This is a genomic window from Candidatus Walczuchella monophlebidarum (assembly GCF_000709555.1).
Taxonomy (GTDB): domain Bacteria; phylum Bacteroidota; class Bacteroidia; order Flavobacteriales; family Blattabacteriaceae; genus Walczuchella; species Walczuchella monophlebidarum.
This window is the reverse complement of record NZ_CP006873.1, coordinates 111,719-135,007: the sequence shown is the minus strand read 5'-3', so window position 1 is coordinate 135,007 and position 23,289 is coordinate 111,719. Positions and strand designations below refer to the sequence as shown.

Here is a 23,289-nt window from a genome sequence, read left to right as displayed (position 1 = left end):
CCAAAATAGTATGTATACAGGTAATTTCATAGACCAAGTCCAAATTTGTTGCAAAAGTGGAGCTGGCGGTTCCGGGTCATTACATTTTCGGAGGGAAAAATTTGTGTCTAAAGGTGGTTTTGACGGAGGAGATGGAGGAAATGGAGGAAGTATTTTCTTGCAAGGGAATTGTAAAATATGGACGCTACTTCATTTTAAATATAACAGACATTTTAAAGCTGAAAACGGACTACCAGGAAAAGGAAATAGGATGAAAGGAGCGTCAGGACAAGATCTAGTATTGCAAGTTCCTATTGGAACTATCGTCAAAGATAAAAAAGAAAATCTTATTTTTGAAATAACTCAGGAAAGGCAAAAAAAAATGCTGTTAGAGGGAGGAAGAGGTGGTCTAGGTAATTGGCATTTTAGAAATGCGTTAAATAAAACAAAGAAATATTCACAACCTGGGTGTCCAGGAAAAGAAGAATGGATTTTTTTAGAACTAAAAATATTGTCAGATGTTGGTATTGTAGGATTTCCTAATGCAGGAAAGTCTACACTACTTTCCGTACTTACAGAAGCCAAACCTAAAATTGCAGATTATGCTTTTACGACTCTAGTTCCTCAACTAGGAATTGTGCAGTACAAATATAAACAATCCTTTATAATGGCTGATATTCCTGGCATTATAGATGGGGCAAGTAAAGGAAGAGGGATAGGGGATCGTTTTCTTCGTCATATTGAACGTAATGCAGTGCTTGTCTTTTTGATCCCTGCTAATTCGAGAGATATTGTAAAAGAATATGATATTCTTTTGAAAGAGATATCGGCTTATAATCCTAATATGATGAATAAAAAGCATCTTTTGGTTATTTCTAAATCTGATTTATTAGACTACCAAAGTCTTAAAGAAAAAATTCCTATAGATTTACATACTATATTCATATCTTCTCATCATAAAAAAGGATTAGAAGAACTCAAAGAGGCTTTATGGAAACGTATTAAAACCCCTTCAGGACAAAAATAACTTCAGGCAGCGGATTTAAACAATTTGTTTCTGCCATTAATAATTTTCTCTAAGATGCTTTTATAGCTCCAGGCCACAAATGAATTGTATATTTTTTTGTTTTGTTGGGTTAAAGGTTTTCTTTGCACTTCATCCTTATTATCCCAGAAACTTCAGCTGTGATCCAGTAGGGAATTATAGAAACTAAGAATATTATACACCAAAATCCTGAGAATGTCAGGAATAAAAAAAATAAAAAGACTAAAAATTGGATTCTCATATTGTTTGAGATAAATAGTAATGGGGATCCATAATTCTATCTAAACTCTGCATCAAAGGATTTTTTAAGAGCGTGACGTATGTTATCCATAACCTGATTTATACGATCAACAGTTAGAGTCCGTTCTTGGTCTTCAAAATAGAAACTCAAAGCATAAGATTTTTTACCGAAAGGGAGCTTTTCTCCTTCATATACATCAAATAGATGTACTTCTTTAAGAAGTTTTTTTTCTGTTTTTTTCGACTCTTGATAGAGTTCTTCAAAAGATATATTTCTATTTATCAAAATAGATAAATCTCTACGAACCCCAGGATATTTAGGCAATTTCTTAAAAACAATTCTGTTTACCTGAAATATTTTTATTAAATATTCCCAATATATTTCAGCATAAAATACTTCTTGTTTAATATCAAAATGCTCTATTATAGATTTCTTGACACTTCCCAGTCTAACTAGATCATACTGTTTATAGGTAAACAAAATACTTTTACCTAAAAGGTTGTCTTCTGTAAGTATTTGTTCAAAATGGGTAACCCCACTTATTTTTAGTAAAGCTTCCACAATCCCTTTTAGGGCAAAAAATGAAAAGAATTCTTTGGAGTGTAACCAATGTTTTTTATTTTGTTTGACACTTATTACCAACGATAACCGTTCATTTTCTATATATTTTTCGGGGTTTTTTCCATAAATTTTTCCCCATTCGAAGAGTTTTAAAAAAGTATTCCTATGATTAATGTTATGAGAAACACGTTCTAAAAGTCCGAACAATAAACTTTGTCTCAAAAGGGAGCAATCTTCGCTAAGCGGATTTAATAGTTCAATATCTTTAAAAGATTCGTCCCTGAAGAATTGTTTATATTTGGAATGCGTAAGAGATAAATTAATTACTTCATAAAAGCCTTGTGCATTCAAAAAAGTTGATATTTTTTCTTTCGTTGTTTCAGAATTAGGTATTTTTTTTTCTCCCTTTAGAGAAAAACAAAAGGTTCCAGATGTTTTTCCCCTATTATATCCATACATTCTGAAAATTTCTTCGATGATATCACATTCGTTTTGGACATCTATCCTATAAGGTGGAACAGAAACCCTTAGCATTTTTTTATTTTCTGATAAAATATTTAGATCCAATAAGTAAAGAATTTTTTTTACTTCATTCTTCCTAAGCGTTTCACCTAAAATACGATTGATTGTTTCATAACGCAATTCTATTGTAAAACATTTTACAGGTTTAGGATAAAGATCTATAGGTTCAGATATTCTTCCCCCTGCAATTTCTTGTATTAGTAGTGCTGCTCGTTTTAGAGCATAAAGTACTTGTTCTGGATCTGTTCCACGTTCCACTCGAAAGGAAGCATCAGTGTTCACGGCATGTCTTTTAACACTTTTTCTGATATTCATAGGATTAAAACAGGCGCTTTCAAGGAATATATTTTGTGTTTTATCAGTAACGCTTGAATGAATACTTCCTAAAATCCCAGCTAAAAAAAGTGGTCTATGAGTATCACAAATCATTAGATCGTCCTTATGAAGGAGATATTTTCTCTTATCTACTGTTTGAAACGGGATCCCATTATTAGATAATGTTTTTATGTATATTTTTTCTCCTTTAATATTATCAGAATCAAAAACGTGAATAGGTTGCCCTATCTCGTTCATAACAAAGTTGGGAACGTCTACGACATTATTAATAGGATTTAATTGTATAGATTGTAACCGTTTCTGGAGCCAAGTTGGAGAGGGGGCGATTCTGACACCTTTTATAAAACATCCGCTATAACGAATACAATGTTCAGGAGATTTGATAGAGATAGGGAAACATAAAACATTTTTCTCTGATTTAAAATTCTTTATATCAGGTCTATGAATTTCTACTTTATATTTTCTCACCTTGAGAGCAGCATAAATATCTCTTGCTATACCAAAATGACTCATAGCATATGACCGATTAGGTGTAATATTTACTTCAAGTAGATAATCCTTTTTCGTTAAAAGTGGACTATATAATTCTTCACAATTTTCTACTTCAAGCCCTATATCAGTAAGTATTTCACAAATCTGGTTAGCCGTTAATTCAGAGTATAAATATTTCGTAAGCCAGTTGTAAGATATTTTCATGCAAATATTTTTAATCGTTAAGCATTATAGGCATAACTAACATCAGAACTTCTCCTTCTTCATTTTCTAAAGGGATTAAAATACCGGCTAGGTGAGGTTCCGACATTTTAAATATTATCTCCTCAGAACGTAGATGGGATAGTATTTCTATCATAAATTTTGAATTAAAACCTATTGTAATGTCTTCTCCTTTATAATCGAAAGGAAAGATTTCTTGCGCTTTGTTTGAAAAATCAACATCTTCTGTAATTATTTTTGTTTGGTCTCTATTGAAATGGAAACAAATTTTATTTGTGGTTTTATTAGAAAAAATAGAAATTCTTTTAAGAATTCTTAAAAATAACTTTCGGTTAATAGTAAGAACTTTATTACTCTCTTTTGGAATTACTGTTTCATAATTTGGATATTTTCCAATAATTAGTTGACATGTCAGAATTTGGTGGTCAAAAATAAAACGGGTATTAGTTTCATTATATTCTATAGTTAGCTCCCCTTCTTCAGGAAGCATATTTTTAAGCAGCTTCAATGGTTTCTTGGGAAGAATGAATTCAGTAATTTTTTCGGTCTTTAAATCTTTTATCACATGTTTAACCAGTTGATGAGCATCGGTAGCGACAAAAGTAGATCCTTCAGGAGTCAGTTGGAAAAGAACACCCGTCATTACTAGTAAAAATTCATCGGAACTGGTAGCAAAAAGAGTTTTATTGATCACCTTTAATAAAGTATTTGTTTTTAACAGCAACAGATTTTGCCTCTCTAGAATAGGAGCTTTAGGAAATTCTTCACCATTTTGGAAGGGTAAAGAATAAGATCCTTGTTCTGAAGTAATTTCTAGAGTATCTCTTCTTGTAGAAAACGTTAGTGTTTGCTCATCAAAATTTTTTATTATATCAGTAATCAACCTTGCTGGAACTGCTATTTTACCTACTGTGTAAGAATTTACTTGCGTTTTGCAACTTATAGTAGTCTCTAAATCGGACGAAGTAATAATAAGCTGGTCTCCCTGTAATTCAAAAAGAAAATTATCTAAAATAGGTAGAGCATTACTACTGCTAATTAGTCCAAGTAATATTTTAAGTTGGGTTAAAAGTTGTGAACTTGAAACTATGAATTTCATAGAAACTATATTTTATAATATTGATAGGGGATCTCTACAAATAGGGTCTCTCCAAAATTTTAGCGTGGGGGGGTATTGAACCCCCGGCCTCCGAGTTATGAATCCGACGCTCTAACCAGCTGAGCTACCACGCCACGGTTAAGGATATTACGGTTAAGGATATTAAATATACATTTATTTTTTTTTAATAAGTAGATTATGTAATTATGGTATAATTTTTTCCTTGCATTCCGTTTATGATATCTTTTACAGGGATACGTCGTTTTCCTTCTATTTGTGCTTCTACAATAGAAATATATCCCTCTTTTATAGAGACTTTCATATATTTATTCTCTATGAGAATATTTCCTACTGTTAGATCATGTTTTTCACGTATACAGTTGGCATAATAGATTTTCAACTTCCATTTTTTACCTGAATTATCCATTAACTGCGTCCAAGCTCCAAGAAAAGGACTAAGACCACGAATTTTGTTATAAATAGTTTCGATGGAATCTTTCCAATTAATTTTTCCATCTCTATGAAATAGCTTAGGAGCCTTTTTTATAGTCCCGTTTATAGCCTGTGGTTTAGGTTTTATTTTATTTTCAATAATTCCTTGAATAGTATCAATCACTGCATTAGCACCGATATTAGCCAATCTTTGATAAAGATCTCCGGCAGTTTCTTTTGGCCCAATAAAAGTTTTTCTCTGCAATAGCAATTCTCCTGTGTCTATTTTATCATTTAATAGTAAAGTACTGACTCCAGTTTCTTTTTCTCCATTCATAATAGACCACTGTATAGGAGCTGCGCCACGGTAATTTGGAAGCAAAGAAGCATGAAGATTAAAACTACCTAAAGGAGGTATTTCCCAAATACACTTTGGAATTTTACGGAAGGAAACTACGACAATTAGATCAGCTTTCCAAGACAGGAAAACTTCTAAGAAATCAGTATTTTGCAAATTTGTTGGTTGCAAAAGCGCCAGATTATTCTGAATTGCACATTCTTTTACCGAAAATTTAGATTTTTGTTTTCTTCCAGAAGGATGATCTGGAGCAGTAACTACCCCAATAACATTATATTTTTTTCTCAAAATTTCTTCAAGAGAGACAACAGAAAAACTTGAGCTACCCATAAATACTATTTTTGGATACTTCTTCATCCGAATTGGAATTTTTTTTTAATATAAATTTACCCTGTAGAAAAAATAGGAGATGCGAAAACACAATCTAGGTTATCCTAGAATAGGAATGGATCGTGAGCTAAAGAAAGCTATAGAACAATACTGGGAAGAAAAAATCAGAGAGGAACAATTGTTTAAGTCTGCTAAAGAACTTCGTAAACAACATTGGATCCTACAATCAGAGTTAGATGGAATTCCTTGTAATGATTTTAGTTTTTATGATCATGTTCTAGATATGTCTTTTTTGCTGGGCGCTATACCAGATAGGTATTCTCCTTTAATTTCTTTAATTTCCCCTATTGATCTCTATTTCTCTATGGCACGAGGTTATCAAAAAAACGGTTTTGATGTTACCGCGATGGAGATGACTAAATGGTTTGATACAAATTATCATTACATCGTGCCTGAGTTCTTACCTAATCAAACGTTTAATTTACATGGGACCAAGATTTTTGAGGAATTTAATGAAGCTAAAGAAATACTTGGGAAAGTCCCTAAACCAGTACTCATAGGTCCAGTTTCTTTTCTTTTGCTAGGAAAGGAAAAACTAGAAGGTTTTCATCGGATTGATCTTTTAGATCGGCTTATTCCTGTATATATAGAAATCTTTAAACGTCTTAAAGAACAAGGAGCTGATTGGTTCCAATTAGATGAACCATTTTTAGTAATGGATCTAAGTGAGAAAGAAAAACATGCTTTCCTAAAAGCTTATGAACATCTTACTCAAGAAGATTCCGGTATAAAAATTCTTTTAACTACATATTTCGAAGGATTATATGAAAATCGTTCTCTAGCGTTCAAACTTCCAGTATCTGCTCTACACATTGATCTTGTCAGATGTCCTAATCAACTAGACGGAATTCTTTACTCTTTTCCAAAAGATCGACTCCTTTCATTAGGAGTTATTGACGGAAGAAACATTTGGAAAAACAAATATTCTGTTTCCATAGAACATATTAAGAAAGCTGCCAATGTATTAGGAAAAGAACGGTTGATGATTGCACCAAGTTGTTCTCTTATACACGTTCCTTTTGATTTGAATTTGGAAACTGATATTCATCCAGAAATTAAAGATAGAATGGCTTTTGCCCGTCAAAAGATTCATGAAATAACTGATTTGTGTTGCATTTTTGAAGGAAATACTCTTCTTCTAAAAGAAAATAGTAAATCGCATAAACGCTCTGTTGATTCAACAATTATTCATGATTCAGGAGTAAAGAAACGTATGGCCTCTACTAAAGAGCAAGATTTTCATAGAAACAGTACATTTGAATCTCGTAGGCCGATTCAACGTGAATGTCTTCAACTCCCATTATTCCCTACTACTACTATAGGATCATTTCCACAAACTTCTGAAATCAGAAAATTTCGAGCGAATTTTAAAAAAGGGAAATTGAGTCTTCAGGATTATGAAAAAGAAATAGAAACATCTATCAAAGATGTCATACAAAAACAAGAACAAATAGATCTAGATGTTTTAGTACATGGAGAATTCGAACGTAATGATATGGTAGAATATTTCGGTGAGCAACTTAAAGGTTTCCTTTCTACGAAAAATGCCTGGATACAGAGTTATGGGAGTCGTTGTGTAAAACCGCCCGTGATTTATGGAGATGTAAGCCGTACGAAAGATATGACTGTTCGATGGAGTAGTTTTGCTCAAAAACAAACAAAAAAACCTATAAAAGGGATGCTGACTGGTCCTATTACCATTTTACAATGGTCGTTTGTTCGTAATGATCAGCTTCGTTCGGAAACAGCACGACAAATAGCCTGGTCTATTCGTGATGAACTCTTAGCTCTGGAAGACGCAGGGATAGGGATCATACAAATTGATGAACCTGCTCTAAGAGAGGGTCTGCCATTGAAAAAAAATAATTGGAATAAATATCTAGAATGGGCTATTCATGTTTTTAAAATAGCCTCTAGTGGAGTAACAGATTCCACGCAGATTCATACCCACATGTGCTATAGCGAGTTTAATGAGATCTTAGAATATATTGCCAAAATGGATGCTGATGTCATTACTATAGAAACTTCTCGTTCTCATATGGAGCTACTTGAGGCTTTTTCACGGTTCAAATACCCCAATGAAATTGGTCCAGGCGTATACGATGTCCATTCGACTAGGATACCCAGTGTAGAAGAAATAAGTTCTTTGTTAGACCAGGCTACTCGGTTATTACCCGCGAAAAACATTTGGGTTAATCCTGATTGCGGATTAAAAACACGGAAATGGCCAGAAACTATACAATCTCTTAAAAATATGGTCTTAGCAGCGAAAAAAGCACGTAGAGAATTTATAAATATAACCTAGCTGCCCAATAACCAATAAAGAGCATTATGTAGTACACATAAGTCCTCTCCTACTTGCGGAAAATTCTACTATGCTTATTTTTATTAGGGAAGTGGGAATCCCCGTCATTATGTTCCCAACTGATCAAGTTTTTGGACCTGAAAATTATTTTCTGTCCTTTATGTACTGGACGTTAGAATTAGCCTCATATCTTGAGGATGCTCCTTGGCCAGCGAATAAAGATGAACTTATAGATTATGCCATGCGTAGTGGAGCTCCTTTGGCGGTAATAGAGAATCTTCAACAACTTGAAGATGACGGTGATACTTATGAATCTATAGAAGAAATATGGATAGATTATCCTACTAATGAGGATTTATTTTTCAATGAAGATGAATTTTCGGGAAAAAATCCTAAAAAGTTTCTTCGGAAATAAGAATGAAATAGATATTCAGAACGCGAAACAATTTTTAAAAAAAATCAAAAAGTTTGAGCCAACTATTAGTTCACTTTCTCATGATGAATTGCGGTATCAAACTATTTTATTTAAAAAAATATTAAAAAAAAAGACTAAAAAAATTTATAATAATATTATTTCTTTACATAAACAAGCTGACAAAGAGAAAGATGTTGATGTTAAAGAAAACCTTTATGAAATTATAGATAGCAAAAAAAAAATATTATATAATCTTGAAGAAAAAATACTTTTAGAAATTTTACCAGAAGCTTTTGCGGTAATTAAAGAAACAGCACGTAGGTTTAAAGAAAATGTAGAAATTCAGGTTCAAATTACTCCTTTTGATAAAATTTTATCCTATAAAAAAAAATATGTAGGGTTACAAAAAAATAGAGCTATTTGGAAAAATATTTGGGATGCTAATGGGAAACCTATTGTGTGGGATATGGTACATTATGAGACCCAACTAATAGGAGGAGTGATTCTTCATCAAGGAAAAATTGCTGAAATGGCTACAGGAGAAGGGAAAACATTAGTAGCTACTTTGCCTATTTATCTGAATTCTCTTACAGGAAGAGGAATACATATAGTAACAATTAGTGATTATTTAGCTCAAAGAGATGCAGCTTGGATGGCTCCTATAATGGAATTTCATGGTTTAAGTGTAGATTGCATAAATAATTATTTTCCTAATACATATATGCGAAGAAAAGCTTATGCTGCTGATATTACTTACGGTACTAGCAATGAATTTGGATTTGATTATTTACGTGATAATATAGCTTGTTCTACAGAAGAAATTGTTCAACATGAACTTAACTATGCTATAATAGATGAAATAGATTCTGTTTTAATAGATGACGCGAGGACTCCATTAGTTATATCAGGAGCAATTTCTCCAGAAACTTATAATGAATTTAATATACTTAAACCAAAAGTTGAAAACATTATTCAGCAACAACGAATTCAACTGAACAAAACATTTAATGAAGCTAAAAAACTTATTGAATTAGGAGATACAAAAAATGGAGGATTTAAATTATTGCAAGTATATCGTGGCTTCCCTAAATCTAAGCCTTTAATCAAATTTATCAATGAAGAAAACATTCGTCTATTACTTCAAAATACTGAATATAAATTTATGCAGGATAAAGATCTGCATCAAATTTCTGAGAATCTTTATTTTATTATTTACGAAAAAAATAATACAATCGAACTTACGGATAAAGGAATAAATTTTCTTTCAAAAGAGATTTCTGATACAAATTTTTTTATTGTACGAGATCTTATTACTGATATTGTTCAACTTGAATCTAAAAAATTACCTAAAAAAAAAGAAAAGAAACAAAAAGAAGAACTGTTAAAAGAATTTTTTATTAAATCAAAACGTCTGAATATGTTTAATCAATTACTTAAAGCTTATACTTTTTTTGACAAAAATATAGATTATATTGTTTTAGATGGCAGTGTAAAAATTATTGATGAACAAACTGGACGAATTATGGAAGGTCGTCGTTATTCTGATGTATTGCATCAAGCTCTTGAAGCAAAAGAAAACGTTAAAATCGAATCAGCGACGCAAACTTTTGCTACTATTACTTTGCAGAATTATTTTAGAATGTATAAAAAATTAGCTGGAATGACTGGGACAGCAGCCACTGAATCTGGAGAATTTTGGCAAATTTATAAACTTGATGTAGTAACTATACCTCCACATAAACCAGTCCAACGTAAAGATTATCAAAATCTTGTTTTTAAAACTAAACGAGAAAAATATAATGCTATTATTAATGAAATATTAAAAATTTATAAAATCGAAAAACGTCCTATTCTTGTAGGAACTACTTCAATAGAGGTATCAGAATTATTAAGTCGTACTCTTAAGCTTAAAAAAATACCCCATAATGTTTTGAACGCTAAATTACATAAAGAAGAAGCCAATATTATTGCAAAAGCTGGGAATAAAGGAGTAATTACTATAGCTACAAATATGGCAGGAAGAGGAACTGATATTAAACTTTCTCCTGAAGCCAAATCAGCTGGGGGATTAGCGATATTAGGGACAGAATGTCATGATTCTAGAAGAATAGATAAGCAGTTACGTGGACGTTCTGGACGACAAGGAGATCCAGGAAGTTCTCAATTTTTTATATCATTAGAAGATAATTTAATGCGTTTATTTGGATCATCTAGGATTGCTAAAGTAATGGATAAATTGGGTCATAAAGAAGGAGATCTTATACAACACCCATTGATTACTCGTTCAATTGAGCAAGCACAGAAAAAAATAGAAGAAAAGAATTTTAGGATTCGAAAGCGTTTACTTGAATATGATGATGTTATCAATAAACAACGTGAAGTAATCTATAGGAAAAGAAAAAATGCCTTATTAGGAGAACGTCTTTCTATTGATATAGCAACTATGCTATATTATACTATACAGAATCTTGTTTCAAGTAACAAAGAATTAAATCATTTTGAGCATTTCCAATCTGAATGGGTTCATCATTTTGCATCAGAGTCACTGATAAAGGATGAAGATTTTTCTTTGAGAAAAGAAATTGTAAATAGTCTCTATCATGATGCTATCAATAGTCTTCAATTGAGACAAGAACATATTGCAGCAATATTTTTTCCTCTTATTGAAAATATTTATCATTCACAATATAAACTAATACAAGTCCCTATTACTGATGGTGTTAGGAATATTTATGCAGTTTTAGATATTAAGAAAGCTTATGAAAGTAAAGGAAAAAGTTTGATCCGTGAATGTGAACGCGCAACGGTTTTATCTCTTATAGATGAGAAGTGGAAAGAACATCTCAAAGAGATTGATGAACTACGTGATTCTGTACAAAATGCCGTATATGAACAAAAAGACCCCTTACTAATTTATAAAGTGGAAGCTTTCAATCTCTTTCATAAGACTATGAACGAGATTAATAGAGAAACTATTTCTTTCCTTTTTCAAGCAAATTTTTCTTTCCCGGAGTTTGACGATTCCCAGGAAAAAATTATATCACCCAACTAATGAGTAAGCACCATAATTATGTCCCCCCCCATTGCTAGTCCTGCCTTAGCGATATCTTTACACATAAAAAAAGTGTCTACACCTAATTACGTCTAAAACCGATGATTAACCACGTAAGAGAAGGTCACCCTACGCTAACAATAGTGGTCAAGAAGTCTGAATAGCACTTTTGACCATATAACTTTTCTTTAGTAAATCATTTAATTCCCCATTCATCACCGAATCTACATCTGAAGTTTCGTAACCCGTGCGTAAATCCTTTACCAGTTTATACGGATGCATAATATAATTCCTAATTTGGGATCCCCATTTAATTTTCTTTTTCTTTGTCTCTATTGCTTCTCGTTTATAGAGACGCTTCTGCATTTCTATTTCAAAAAGCCTAGATTTTAGAAGCTGTAAAGCTTTCTCTTTATTTCTTTGCTGTGATCGAGATTCTGTATTTTCTATTATAAGACCTTGATATCGTAACCGAACTCCTGTTTCTACTTTGTTCACATTCTGTCCTCCTGTTCCACTAGAACGGAAAGTTTCCCAAACAATATCGGAAGATTTGACTTCTATTTCAATAGAATCCGAGATCAGAGGATAAACATAGACCGAGGCAAAAGAAGTATGTCTTTTAGCATTACTGTCAAAAGGAGAAATACGGACTAGCCGGTGAACGCCATTTTCTCCTTTGAGGTAACCAAAGGCATATTCCCCTTCAAATTCTAACGTGACTGATTTAATCCCTACTATATCTCCTGGAACATGGTGAATTTTTGTTATTTTGTAGTTGTTTTTTTGTCCCCACATTAAATACATCCTCATAAGCATGTTAGACCAATCGCAACTCTCTGTACCTCCTGCTCCAGAAGAAATTTGTAGGACTGCACTTAACAGGTCTTCTTCCTCAGACAGGATATGTTTATATTCTATATACGACAGAATTTTTTCTGTTTTTTCTACCTGTTTTTCTATTTCTTTTACATTAGCTTCTCCTTCTTTAAAAAAATCATAAAGTACTTGTAATTCTTCTGCAGCACATTTTGCTTTTAGGTATTTTTTTACTAATTTCTTGTTAGATTGGATATTTTTCATAACCTGTTTCGCATGTATAGGATCATTCCAAAAGTAAGAAGAAGTTGTTTTTTCTTCTTCATTGCTTATTTCCAATTGTTTCTTCTCTATTTCGAGAGACGAATAAAGATCTTTTACTCTCTGAACTATCTCTTTTACTTGTTCTTGTATTACCATACAGATAGAGAATATCTTTCAGACTTTAAATATACTTAAGAAAAAGTATCCAAGTAAGGCATAAGATATTACGATAATTATCATCTCTCATCCAAAACATGTTTTTATTATTCTCTGTTACAAGAAGATGTCTATTAAGAGATTATTTTATACGTCAAACTCTTTTGAAATCAAAGAAACTGGGAATTACTTATGAATCCTAATAAATTGACAATAAAGTCACAGGAAGCCTTGCAAAGGGCTCAAACTATAGCCCAAGAACTAAATCAACAATCTATTGAGAACGTGCATCTTTTAAAGGGAATATTAGAAATAGATGAAAATTTGACTCACTTTTTTTTAAAAAAGCTTCAAGTAAATCGGAAATCCCTAGAGCAAGAAATCTATCGACTACTTGACAAGTTGCCAAGAATAACCGGAAATATTGCGCAACATCTTAGTCCAAAAATATTGCAAACACTTAATAAGGCTGAAATCCTTGCTGATAAAACTAAAGATAGTTTTGTTTCTATCGAACATCTTTTATGGGCGATTTTTCAAGCAAATGATTCGGTTTCACAACTATTTAAAAATCAAGGAGTTAAGGAAATAGATATTGAAAAACTTATAGCAGATATTCGTAAGAATAACGGTCCTATTAGTTCTAAAACAGTGGATATAACTTATAACGCATTGGAAAAATACTCTAAAAATCTTAATAAATTAGCTTGTGAAGGAAAGCTAGATCCAGTAATTGGTCGTGACGAGGAAATTCGTCGTGTGCTACAAATCCTTTCACGACGTACAAAAAATAACCCCATACTTATTGGAGAACCAGGAGTAGGAAAAACGGCTATTGCCGAGGGGCTAGTGCATCGGATTATTAATGGAGATATACCAGATAATTTGAAAGATAAACAAATATCATCCTTAGATCTGGGTGCATTAATTGCCGGAGCAAAATATAAAGGAGAATTTGAAGAACGTCTAAAATCTGTGATTAGGGAGGTAACGCAATCTGCAGGTCATATCGTGCTTTTCATAGATGAAATTCATACTCTTGTTGGAGCTGGTGGAGGTGGGGAAGGTGCTATGGATGCTGCTAATATTCTAAAACCAGCCTTAGCTCGTGGGGATTTACGTGCTATAGGAGCTACGACCTTAAATGAGTATCAGAAATATTTTGAAAAAGATAAGGCACTAGAACGTCGATTTCAGCATGTTTATGTAGATGAACCGAATACTCAGTCAGCTATTTCTATTCTTCGTGGAATTCGAGAAAGATATGAGTCTCATCATAAGGTCCGTATAAAAGATGAGGCAATCATCGCAGCAGTTGAACTTTCACAACGTTATATAAGTAATCGTTTTCTTCCAGACAAAGCCATAGATTTGATGGATGAATCCGCTGCTAAACTTAGGATGGAGATTAATTCAAAACCTGAATCTCTTGATGTTCTAGATAGGAAAATTACGCATCTTGAGATCCAGATAGAGGCCATTAAACGAGAAAACGATGATAAACAAGTTGCTCTTCTGAAGAAAGAATTAAATAAGCTTAATGACGAACGTAAGGAACTCAACGCACAATGGCAATCTGAAAAAGAACTAGTAGAAGGAATTCAGAAATCTAAGGAAAGTATAGAATTATATAAAATAGCCGCAGAACAAGCAGAACGTTACGGAGACTATGGAAAAGTGGCGGAATTAAGATACGGGAAAATTAAGGAAGAGGAAGAAAGAGTTAAAAATCTAGAAAAAGAACTTCTGGAGAAAAGTCCAGAGAAAAAAATAATTCAAGAAGAGGTAACCCGTGAAGAAATAGCTGAAGTAGTTTCTCTATGGACAGGAATACCCGTTACAAGGATGTTGCAGAGTGAAAAAGAAAAACTTTTAAATATGGAAAAAGAATTACATAAAAGGGTAATTGGGCAACATGCTGCTATAGCATCCGTTTCTAATGCTGTACGTCGTTCACGTGCAGGACTTCAGGATGAAAAACGTCCCATCGGTTCCTTTCTGTTTTTAGGTACTACCGGGATAGGTAAGACCGAGCTCGCCAAAGCACTAGCCGAATATCTTTTTAATGATGAAACCAATATGGTTCGTATTGACATGAGTGAATATCAAGAACGACATTCTGTAAGTAGACTTATCGGTACTCCTCCTGGATATATAGGTTATGAAGAAGGAGGGCAACTCACTGAGGCAATACGACACCGTCCTTATTCTGTTATTCTGCTAGATGAGATAGAAAAAGCTCATATAGATGTTTTCAACATACTATTGCAGGTGCTAGATGATGGTAGGCTCACTGACAATAAGGGACGGACAGTAAATTTAAAAAATTCTATTATAATAATGACCTCTAACATAGGTTCTGAACTCATTCATAAACATTTTGAGCGTATAGGCTCCCAATATGATAGTATAAAACCGGTGAAAGAAGAACTATTAAGTCTACTTCAAAAAGTAGTAAGACCTGAATTTATTAACCGAATTGATGAAATTGTGCTTTTTAAGCCATTAACTAAGGAAGAAATTTATGCTATTACAAGTATACAGCTAAAAAAACTTACGCAAATTTTGTATCGGAACAATATTATACTAAATGCGAGCCCTGAAGCCATAAAATATCTAAGTGAAAAAGGATATGATCCTTATTTTGGAGCACGTCCATTAAAACGTCTCATTCAACATGAAGTATTGAATGAGCTTTCAAAGGAAATACTCGCTGGTAATATCCCTGAAGGAAGTACATTACGACTCGATTTTTTTCCAGAAAAAGGGATAGTCTTTAGAAAAGATTCCTAAATTTATATTTTATCAAGAAGATACCTTTTAAAGGTACTATAATCTTTTGATATCCTAGATCTTTTTTTATTTTTTTTCATCATCGGTTTTAACGTATCAGGAATACAAATCTGAGAACGGAATTTTTGGGGAAACTTGTTTACAAATTTTACGGGATGAGCTGTTGCTAAAAAAACACCAATAGTAGAAGAATCTCTACCTTTTTTATTGAAGTATTGTTCTAGTCCTAGATAAGCAATGGCACCATGTGGGTCTAGCATATACCCTGTATTTTTCCATATTTTCTGTATACTATCAATTGTTTGATAGTCTGAAAAACTATAAGCGGTCATATACTTTTGTAAATCCTTATAATAAGGGTGTAAATGCAATAGTCGTCCTAAGTTGCTAGGATCAGCTACGTCCATAGCATTTGAAATAGTAGCTTTTGATTCTATTGGAGAATATATGCCATTTTGCATAAATCTTGGGACTGTGTCATTTATATTGGTAGAGGCAATAAAATGTTCTATAGGTAGTCCCATTTTAGAAGTCATCATTCCAGCACATAAATTTCCAAAATTCCCACTTGGAACAGAAAAAACAATTTTTTTATTGGATTTACCCCCTATCAATGACCGATAGGCTATGAAATAATAAATCATCTGTGGTAGCCATCTTGCTATATTTATAGAGTTAGCTGAAGTAAGCGTTATTTTTTTTTGCAATTGTTCATCCAGGAAAGCGCTTTTAACAAGACTTTGACAATCGTCAAAATCTCCTTCTACTTCTATAGCACTAACATTTTCTCCTAAAGTAGTTAATTGCAATTCTTGCAATGGACTTACTTTTTTAGAAGGATAAAGAATAAGTACTTTGACATTAGGAACTTTATAGAATCCGTTTGCAACAGCTCCTCCAGTATCTCCGGAAGTAGCTACTAGAACAGTAATCTTTGAAGGGTGGTCTATCTGAAAATAATTTATACAACGAGCCATGAATTGAGCTCCTATATCTTTAAAAGAGAGTGTTGGTCCATGAAAAAGTTCAAGTGCGTATATATCTTTTTTTATAGCTTGAATAGGAAATGGAAAACTAAGTGTTTCCCGAATTATTTTTTTAAGATATTCTTTTGTAATCGTGTTCGTAACGTACGGATATATCACTTCAAAAGTGAGATCATATAAATTATGCTCTGAAATCTGATTAATGAAGTTTTTTGATATTTGGGGAATTTTTTCCGGGAAAAATAATCCTTTATCCGGAGCTAACCCTGTACTAAGAGCCTCTTTAAATTCTACGCGATATTGAGAATTTTTTAGGCTAAAAAACCACATTATTTTCTTAAATTTTTATTCTGTGATCCATTCCCATTGTATTCCTTGAGAATTAATGGGAGAAACATAGATGGTATAATCTATTCCTAATTTTGCATATATCTCATCCATGCACTTAGCTACGTATTGGGCTTTTGCTTTACCACAACTTAGCATAAATACTGATGGACCTGAACCAGAAATACTTCCTCCAAGGGCCCCTGCTTTTTTACATTCCATTTTCAGCTTGTAAAAAGACGGAATAAGTATAGACCGTACTGGTTCAACAATGACATCTTCCAGAGATCGGCTAATAAGTTCATAATTTTCCTGATAAAGCCCTGCTATAAGTGCTCCTACATTACCCCATTGCTTAATAGCATCACTCATTAGGACTTTTTTTTTAAGTATTTCTCTTGCTTCAGAAGTTTTAATTTCTATCTTAGGATGAAGTACGGTTGCCCACAAATTTTTTGGTACGTGCAGTTCAACTAGATCTAGAGGATGATAACTTCTTACAAGAGTAAATCCGCCCATGATTGCTGGGGCTACATTATCTGCATGTGCAATTCCACTGGCGAATCTTTCTCCTTCCATGGCAATCTTGACAAGTTCAGTTGTGGTAAAACGATCTCCTAGCAAAAGGTTAGCCCCCACGGCTGCTCCGGCAGCACTAGCAGCACTAGAACCAATGCCACTTCCAGGCTGGATATTCTTAAAGATTTCTACTTCTAACCCATATTTGATGTTAGGAAGCTGATTTAACATGGTATAGAGAACTACCCCAACTACATTTTTATCCGGTCGGGTCGAAAGTCTGGCTCCATGTATATTAAGAATACGGATCCCAGAATGGGATGATTTTCTTAAGATAATTTCATCAACGGGTCTTTCTAATGCCATACCAATAACATCGAATCCGCAAGAAACATTAGCAATAGTAGCTGGAGAAAATATTTTTATGGCATTTTTTTGCATGATTTTATCTAGACGCCTTTATGATATCTGATAAAATCCCTGAAGCAGTCACTTCAGCCCCAGCACCGGCACCCTTAATAATAAGGGGTTGTTCGTAGTAACGCTGTGTCTTGTAAAGAATAATATTATCATCCCCTTCCAATTGATAAAAAGGATGTTCAGGTCCTATGGATTTAAGTTCAACATTAGCGTTGCCTTTTTCATATTTTGCCATAAATCGTAATTTTTTCCCTTTATTTTTAGCTTCTTCACGAAGTCTTCCGAAATAGTTTTCATATTGGGATAGTTTTTCATAAAAGGATTCAACGTTATTAGCTTTTACACATTCCTCAGGTAGGAAAGGTTTTTGTCTAATTTGGGACAACTCCATTGAGTCTCCACATTCTCTAACTAAAATGAGTATTTTTCTCATTACATCTATGCCACTTAAATCAATGCGAGGGTCAGGTTCAGTATATCCTCTTTTCTGTGCTTCTCTAACCGTTTCTGAAAAAGTACGACCTGACTTGAAGTGATTAAAAATAAAATTAATACTACCTGACAATACCGCCTCTATTAAATGAATTTTATCTCCACTATTCAATAAATCATTCAGAGTACTAATGATAGGTAATCCTGCCCCTACATTTGTTTCTAAAAAAAAAGGGACTTTAAAATATCGTGCTATCTTTTTAAGATTTTTATAATCTTTGTAAGAAGAAGAACACGCGATTTTATTACAAGTGATGACCCCAATTCCTTTTACAAATAACTTATCATAAGTTCTCGCTACATCTTGACTATCGGTAGCATCTATAAAAATACTATTATGCATATTCATTAGATGAATTTTTTCAATAAATCTGTGAAGTCTCATCCTATTACCAGATTCTAGATTTTTTTTCCAGTTTTTCACATCGATACCTTGCTCTTCAAAATACATAGTTTTACTATTGCAAAGACCCATAACTTGAATCTGAAGTTCTTTTATAAGGTAAGTTTTTTGGATGGAAATATGTTCTAAAAGTTTTCTGCCTACTTTTCCGATCCCGGCAACAAACAGATTGATTGGCTTAGGAGGGATTTCAAAAAAAGTTTCATGAAGGACATTTAATGCCTTTTTAAAATCACTGTTCTTTATGACTGCTGACATATTTTTTTTAGAAACATTATATGCTAAATCCCGTATGTAAATATTGTTTTTGGATAATGTGATAAACATTCTAGCAGAAGTCCTATGCATATTTTTTGTCTTATCTCCAATAACAGTTATAATAGATAAATCTTGCTCTACTAATACTGGAAATAAATACTTCTTATCAATCTCTTGAGAAAATTCATTGTTTATACTATTTTTTATTTGCATTACCTCAGATTCTTCTATCCCCAGGAGAATGGAATGCTCTGAAGTACTAAAAAAGAGTACCTGAATTTTTTCACGAGACAAAACTGTAAATAGACGTTTTAAATAATTCAATATATTTATCATCCCTATGCCTTTAAGGGTGATCATTGTCATATTTTTCTTTACTGAAATTCCTGTAACTGAATGTTTAAAACATGGGGCGTTATTTATTCTGGTGCCTTTTTCTGATGGAGAAAAAGTATTTTTAACCAAAATCGGAATTTGTTTTTCTATGACTGGGTGTAACGTAGGTGGATAAATAACCTTAGCCCCTAAATTAGAAAGCTCTATAGCTTCTTCATAAAACAGATTTTCAATAGGAAAAGCTTGCAAAACTATCCGTGGATCAGCTGTCATGATACCGCTAACATCAGTCCATATTTCCAATACTTCTGCTTTTAAAGCTGCTGCAATAATAGCAGCGCTATAATCTGATCCTCCACGTCCTAGCGTTGTAACTTCTTTACGAGGAGAAGATGCAATAAATCCTGGTAATATGGCATATGGAGCAGATTCGATAGAAAAAAAATATTGAATCTTTTTATAACTCTTTATAATATCTACCTGCGCACAACCATATCGTTCATCAGTAACTATGAGTTCTTGACTATCTTTCCAAATGGTTTTAAACCCGTATTCCTTTATTTTTTCATAAAAAAGATAAGAAGAAATGAGCTCTCCCAAACTCATAATCCTATCAAGGGAACGTTTTGAAAGTTCCATGACATGAAAAATACTGTCACAAAAAATTTCTAAAAAATTAAGACGTTTTTTTATACTACTAATAAAATTACTTTGGGAAGGAAACAATGCTCGTATAATGTTCAAATGTTGGATTTCTATTTCTTCAATAAAATACCTATATTTTTCATTTTTATGATAGGCAAGTTGACCACATTTTACTAGCATATCAGTGGTGTTTCCGACAGCAGAAACTATTATAGCACAACGATCTTGTAAATTATTATTTTTTATGATATCACATACTTGTTCTATAGCATGAGGATTTCCAACAGAAGTTCCACCAAACTTGAGAACTTTCATAACTGATAATTCTTTTACAAGAGCTTCAAGAAAAAGAGACCGGATCTGATGTTTAAACTAGGTCTATATAAATCCGAGTTCAGATAATTGTGTCTTATTCAATTTTGATGGGCTATCTATCATAATATTGGAAAAGCGATGAGATTTTCCTACCCGAATAATACAAGAGCACCATATTTAAAACTTTTCCTCTCTTTTATGAATTCTTATAGCACCTCTTTTACGGACTTTTTAAGGTTTAACAAAGGAGCTGTATCCATTATTTCCCGTCACCATTTCAAGGCGCAATTCTCCTAGTTGTTTAGTTTTTCCAGAAAGTCGTGGACGTCTTACCCTGTGTACGACCTGGAATTGCAGAGAATCCTCATTACAAAGCGGTGTCCGATAGGGAATACGAAGGAAAGGAGTATTCAATTGAATATCGAAAAGATATGATATGAGTTCTTCAAAAAGAAAAGAAAAGAAAATATCTTCCCGGACTCCGAAAGACATTTCACAGGTAAATTAAGGTTGGCGATCTTAACGAAATCTTAAAATATTTGTCCTATGTTTAAAGGACTGAGGAATTAAGCACTTGTAATTCATAAACGATTACTTCTAGGATTTTTAATATTCTGCCTCACGACCCTGCATCTATTTGTTGTGAACGATCTATCAATGAATATTACTGCACCGAGATAGAATGAATACCCCGCTTATTGTTGTCTCCACAATGATCAGTAGAATGGTAATCATAAAGAAACTTTCTACGTTAGCACGAGTTCTTCTTACCATAATTTGATTGTGAAGATTGTTTTGAGCTTTTTGAAGCAGACCTCCGAATTTTACAGAATTTCCCATACTTTTAAAGGGCGAGAGCCTGGGAAAGTAACAGAGAAGCTGCATTTACACGAAACCACCACGCATTTCGACAACAGTTTCAAAAGACCTTCCTTTACGGACTGGAGGAAAGTTTAAGCAGAGAACTCTCTATAATAGCTTGCAGTCTAATAAAAAATAAAAACAGTCGTCTTTATTTCACAATGACGATTAGCGATCTGGACGGGACTTGAACCCGTGACCACATGCGTGACAGGCACGTATTCTAACCAGCTGAACTACCAGACCCTACTTACAAATTAATTTATCTAATTCCTTAGTTAAAGGATTTTGAGAATTCACTCCTGCATATTTCTTTTCCATTTTTAAAACATATTAATGTAGGAATACTTTTTATTCCATGTTCATAAACAGTTTTTGTATTATCATTTACATTTATTTTTATTATTAAAACTTTTCCATCATACTTTTCTGAGATCTCTTCTATGAAAGGAGCTAAAGATTTACATGAGTTACACCAAGGAGCCCAGAAATATACTAGAGATAGTTTTTTAGAAGCAATCAGAAGGGATGCCTGTTATCTTTTATTTCTTGTATCATACATTTAGGTTTCAATAAATTTATAAACAAAGAATTGTTTTCTCCTTAGATTTATTCAAATAGTAAGGATGACCTATGTTTACTTGATTCACTCCTTTTTGCAAGGCTTCAAAGGCATTTTCTAATTTCGTAATCATTCCTCCTGTAATGAGATTTTCTTGTTTAAATTTTCTAAAGTCATCAACATTCATTTTTTCTAAAAAAGAATCTTCCTCATTAGACTTACGGAGGACACCTTTTTTTTCTAAGCAAAAATGTAAAACTGTTTTATGGGTCTTAGACAAAGAAATAGCTAAAAATGAAGCTATAGCATCGGCATTAGTATTTAACAAATTTCCTTTACCATCATGAGTAATAGCACAAAATACAGGGACAAAACCAACTTTCATAAGAGTCGAAAGATTATAGATATTAATACTTTTTTCATATAAATCACCTACATATCCATAATCTATACTTTTTACAGGTCTTCGATTAGAACGAATGAGATTTCCATCAGCCCCAGAAAGTCCTATAGTATTACAGCCTATTGCTTGTAAACGTGCTACCAAAGTCTTGTTTGTAAGACCAGCATAACTCATCACTACCACATTTATAGTGGTACGATTTGTAATTCTTCGGCCTTCTATTATTTGTGTCCGTAGTCCCATCTTATGAGAAAGGAAATTAGCAGATTTTCCTCCTCCATGGACCAAAATTTTAGGACCATTCAATGCATGAAAATTTTCAAGAGAGGGATTTAATAAAGCTTTATCATCAATAATTTTTCCTCCTATTTTAACTATATGCAACATGATGATGCGTTCAATATCCTTTTGAAAATAGCCTTAGAAGCGAAGATCCTATTTTCAGCCTCTTGAAAAATCAAAGAAATATAGGAATCTAGAACAGCGTCTTCAGCTACTACATTACGTCTGATGGGGAGGCAATGCATAAATTTTGCCTTATTAGTAAGGTCCATCTTCTCACAAGTAATCATCCATCTAGTGTCATCACATAGAATCTTCCCGTAATAGGTATAACTGCTCCAATTTTTGGCATAAATAAAATCTGCATACTTTAAGGCTTCTTCTTGATTATAAAGAATATTTGTATTTTTAGTAATTTCTTTATCAAGCTCATATCCAATAGGATGAGTAATTATTAGATCAGTATTAGGTAATTTGGAAATCCATTCTATAAAAGAATTAGGCACAGAATGTGGTAAAGCTTTAGGATGAGGGGCCCAACTAAGTACTACTTTTATCGGGTTTCCAGGAACACGACACTCTTCAATGGTCATAGCATCAGCTAAAGATTGCAAGGGATGACGTGTAGCACTTTCTAAATTAACTATCGGAACGTGAGAATAATTTTCTATATTCTTAAAAAGAATTTCTTTATAATCAGAATCTCTATTTTTTAGTCCAGGAAAGGTTCGAACACCTAATATATCGCAATATAAACTCATCACTCCAACGGCTTCTTTTATATGTTCTTGGGAGTGACGGTCCATAACGTCACCATCATTCATCTCTATTTTCCAAGAATCATGATCTATATTTAGTGTCCAAGTATCGCAACCTAGGTGAAAAGCAGCTTTTTGACTGCTCAACCGTGTTCTCAAGCTTGGATTAAAAAATACTAATCCTATAATCTTATTTTTTTTTGACAAGTTCTATATAAGGAGCTTTTTTAAGAGATAATGC

At 33.0% G+C, this 23,289-nt stretch carries 15 protein-coding genes and 2 tRNA genes; 5 read left to right on the top strand and 12 right to left on the bottom strand.

Annotation, left to right across the window (positions count from 1 at the left end; translation table 11 throughout):
• The first annotated feature begins 10 nt into the window (after positions 1–10).
• Entirely contained in the window at positions 11–1,006 is a 996-nt protein-coding gene (gene obgE, locus FNIIJ_RS00660) for a GTPase ObgE (RefSeq protein WP_038436130.1), read from the top strand.
• Between the two features lie 295 nt (positions 1,007–1,301).
• Here the strand turns inward: obgE and pheT are convergent, their stop codons facing one another.
• The 4 genes from pheT to fmt all read right to left on the bottom strand — a co-directional run bounded on the left by pheT (position 1,302) and on the right by fmt (position 5,644).
• On the bottom strand, positions 1,302–3,380 hold the full coding sequence (pheT, locus tag FNIIJ_RS00655; protein WP_051673239.1) for a phenylalanine--tRNA ligase subunit beta: 2,079 nt from the start codon (positions 3,378–3,380) through the stop codon (positions 1,302–1,304).
• A gap of 10 nt (positions 3,381–3,390) precedes the next feature.
• Complete coding sequence (gene dnaN, locus FNIIJ_RS00650) at positions 3,391–4,497, bottom strand: DNA polymerase III subunit beta (RefSeq protein WP_038436128.1); 1,107 nt, start codon at positions 4,495–4,497, stop codon at positions 3,391–3,393.
• A 60-nt stretch (positions 4,498–4,557) separates the two neighbouring features.
• Positions 4,558–4,631: transfer RNA gene (locus FNIIJ_RS00645), tRNA-Met, on the bottom strand.
• Between the two features lie 62 nt (positions 4,632–4,693).
• Entirely contained in the window at positions 4,694–5,644 is a 951-nt protein-coding gene (gene fmt, locus FNIIJ_RS00640) for a methionyl-tRNA formyltransferase (protein WP_038436127.1), read from the bottom strand.
• Positions 5,645–5,696: 52 nt separating this feature from the next.
• Between fmt and metE the strand changes: the two genes are divergently transcribed.
• The 3 genes from metE to secA all read left to right on the top strand — a co-directional run bounded on the left by metE (position 5,697) and on the right by secA (position 11,449).
• A complete protein-coding gene (metE, locus tag FNIIJ_RS00635) occupies positions 5,697–7,982 on the top strand; it encodes a 5-methyltetrahydropteroyltriglutamate--homocysteine S-methyltransferase (RefSeq protein WP_038436126.1) in 2,286 nt (761 codons plus the stop codon).
• A gap of 160 nt (positions 7,983–8,142) precedes the next feature.
• Positions 8,143–8,397, top strand: a complete 255-nt coding sequence (locus FNIIJ_RS00630; protein ID WP_051673254.1) for a DUF2795 domain-containing protein — start codon at positions 8,143–8,145, stop codon at positions 8,395–8,397.
• Positions 8,354–11,449 (top strand): preprotein translocase subunit SecA, encoded by a 3,096-nt coding sequence (gene secA, locus FNIIJ_RS00625; protein ID WP_051673238.1) that lies wholly within the window; start codon positions 8,354–8,356, stop codon positions 11,447–11,449. Before FNIIJ_RS00630 ends, secA begins: the two co-directional genes overlap by 44 nt.
• Positions 11,450–11,596: 147 nt before the next feature.
• On the opposite strand, the gene prfB is transcribed toward secA, so the two are convergent.
• On the bottom strand, positions 11,597–12,688 hold the full coding sequence (prfB, locus tag FNIIJ_RS00620) for a peptide chain release factor 2 (RefSeq protein ID WP_038436124.1): 1,092 nt from the start codon (positions 12,686–12,688) through the stop codon (positions 11,597–11,599).
• 192 nt (positions 12,689–12,880) lie between these two features.
• Here prfB and clpB point away from each other — a divergent pair, with 192 nt between their 5' ends.
• Positions 12,881–15,481, top strand: a complete 2,601-nt coding sequence (gene clpB, locus FNIIJ_RS00615) for an ATP-dependent chaperone ClpB (RefSeq protein ID WP_038436123.1) — start codon at positions 12,881–12,883, stop codon at positions 15,479–15,481.
• A 2-nt stretch (positions 15,482–15,483) separates the two neighbouring features.
• Here clpB and thrC read toward each other — a convergent pair whose 3' ends face one another.
• From thrC to FNIIJ_RS00575, 7 genes are all read right to left on the bottom strand, one after another.
• Positions 15,484–16,797, bottom strand: coding sequence for a threonine synthase (gene thrC / locus FNIIJ_RS00610; RefSeq protein WP_038436122.1), 1,314 nt, complete (start codon positions 16,795–16,797; stop codon positions 15,484–15,486).
• A 15-nt stretch (positions 16,798–16,812) separates the two neighbouring features.
• A complete protein-coding gene (locus FNIIJ_RS00605) occupies positions 16,813–17,754 on the bottom strand; it encodes a homoserine kinase (protein ID WP_038436121.1) in 942 nt (313 codons plus the stop codon).
• A 4-nt stretch (positions 17,755–17,758) separates the two neighbouring features.
• Positions 17,759–20,182: a bifunctional aspartate kinase/homoserine dehydrogenase I gene (gene thrA / locus FNIIJ_RS00600; RefSeq protein WP_038436120.1), complete on the bottom strand. Its 2,424-nt coding sequence runs from the start codon at positions 20,180–20,182 to the stop codon at positions 17,759–17,761.
• 1,033 nt (positions 20,183–21,215) lie between these two features.
• A tRNA-Asp gene (locus tag FNIIJ_RS00585) sits at positions 21,216–21,289 on the bottom strand.
• 28 nt (positions 21,290–21,317) lie between these two features.
• Positions 21,318–21,563, bottom strand: coding sequence for a thioredoxin family protein (locus FNIIJ_RS01895; protein ID WP_394332479.1), 246 nt, complete (start codon positions 21,561–21,563; stop codon positions 21,318–21,320).
• A 58-nt stretch (positions 21,564–21,621) separates the two neighbouring features.
• Entirely contained in the window at positions 21,622–22,395 is a 774-nt protein-coding gene (gene argB, locus FNIIJ_RS00580) for an acetylglutamate kinase (RefSeq protein WP_199397423.1), read from the bottom strand.
• Positions 22,383–23,255: a Rossmann-fold NAD(P)-binding domain-containing protein gene (locus tag FNIIJ_RS00575; protein WP_316929438.1), complete on the bottom strand. Its 873-nt coding sequence runs from the start codon at positions 23,253–23,255 to the stop codon at positions 22,383–22,385. Before FNIIJ_RS00575 ends, argB begins: the two co-directional genes overlap by 13 nt.
• Positions 23,256–23,289: the final 34 nt, after the last annotated feature.

Excerpts from the sequence above, each read along its gene's own strand:
- fmt (WP_038436127.1), bottom strand. The coding sequence starts at position 5,644 with ATGAAGAAGTATCCAAAAATAGTATTTATGGGTAGCTCAAGTTTTTCT.
- obgE (WP_038436130.1), top strand. The coding sequence starts at position 11 with ATGTATACAGGTAATTTCATAGACCAAGTCCAAATTTGTTGCAAAAGT.
- pheT (WP_051673239.1), bottom strand. The coding sequence starts at position 3,380 with ATGAAAATATCTTACAACTGGCTTACGAAATATTTATACTCTGAATTA.
- FNIIJ_RS00605 (WP_038436121.1), bottom strand. The coding sequence starts at position 17,754 with ATGCAAAAAAATGCCATAAAAATATTTTCTCCAGCTACTATTGCTAAT.
- prfB (WP_038436124.1), bottom strand. The coding sequence starts at position 12,688 with ATGGTAATACAAGAACAAGTAAAAGAGATAGTTCAGAGAGTAAAAGAT.
- thrA (WP_038436120.1), bottom strand. The coding sequence starts at position 20,182 with ATGAAAGTTCTCAAGTTTGGTGGAACTTCTGTTGGAAATCCTCATGCT.
- argB (WP_199397423.1), bottom strand. The coding sequence starts at position 22,395 with ATGTTGCATATAGTTAAAATAGGAGGAAAAATTATTGATGATAAAGCT.
- thrC (WP_038436122.1), bottom strand. The coding sequence starts at position 16,797 with ATGTGGTTTTTTAGCCTAAAAAATTCTCAATATCGCGTAGAATTTAAA.
- metE (WP_038436126.1), top strand. The coding sequence starts at position 5,697 with ATGCGAAAACACAATCTAGGTTATCCTAGAATAGGAATGGATCGTGAG.
- dnaN (WP_038436128.1), bottom strand. The coding sequence starts at position 4,497 with ATGAAATTCATAGTTTCAAGTTCACAACTTTTAACCCAACTTAAAATA.
- secA (WP_051673238.1), top strand. The coding sequence starts at position 8,354 with ATGAATTTTCGGGAAAAAATCCTAAAAAGTTTCTTCGGAAATAAGAAT.
- clpB (WP_038436123.1), top strand. The coding sequence starts at position 12,881 with ATGAATCCTAATAAATTGACAATAAAGTCACAGGAAGCCTTGCAAAGG.
- FNIIJ_RS00630 (WP_051673254.1), top strand. The coding sequence starts at position 8,143 with ATGTACTGGACGTTAGAATTAGCCTCATATCTTGAGGATGCTCCTTGG.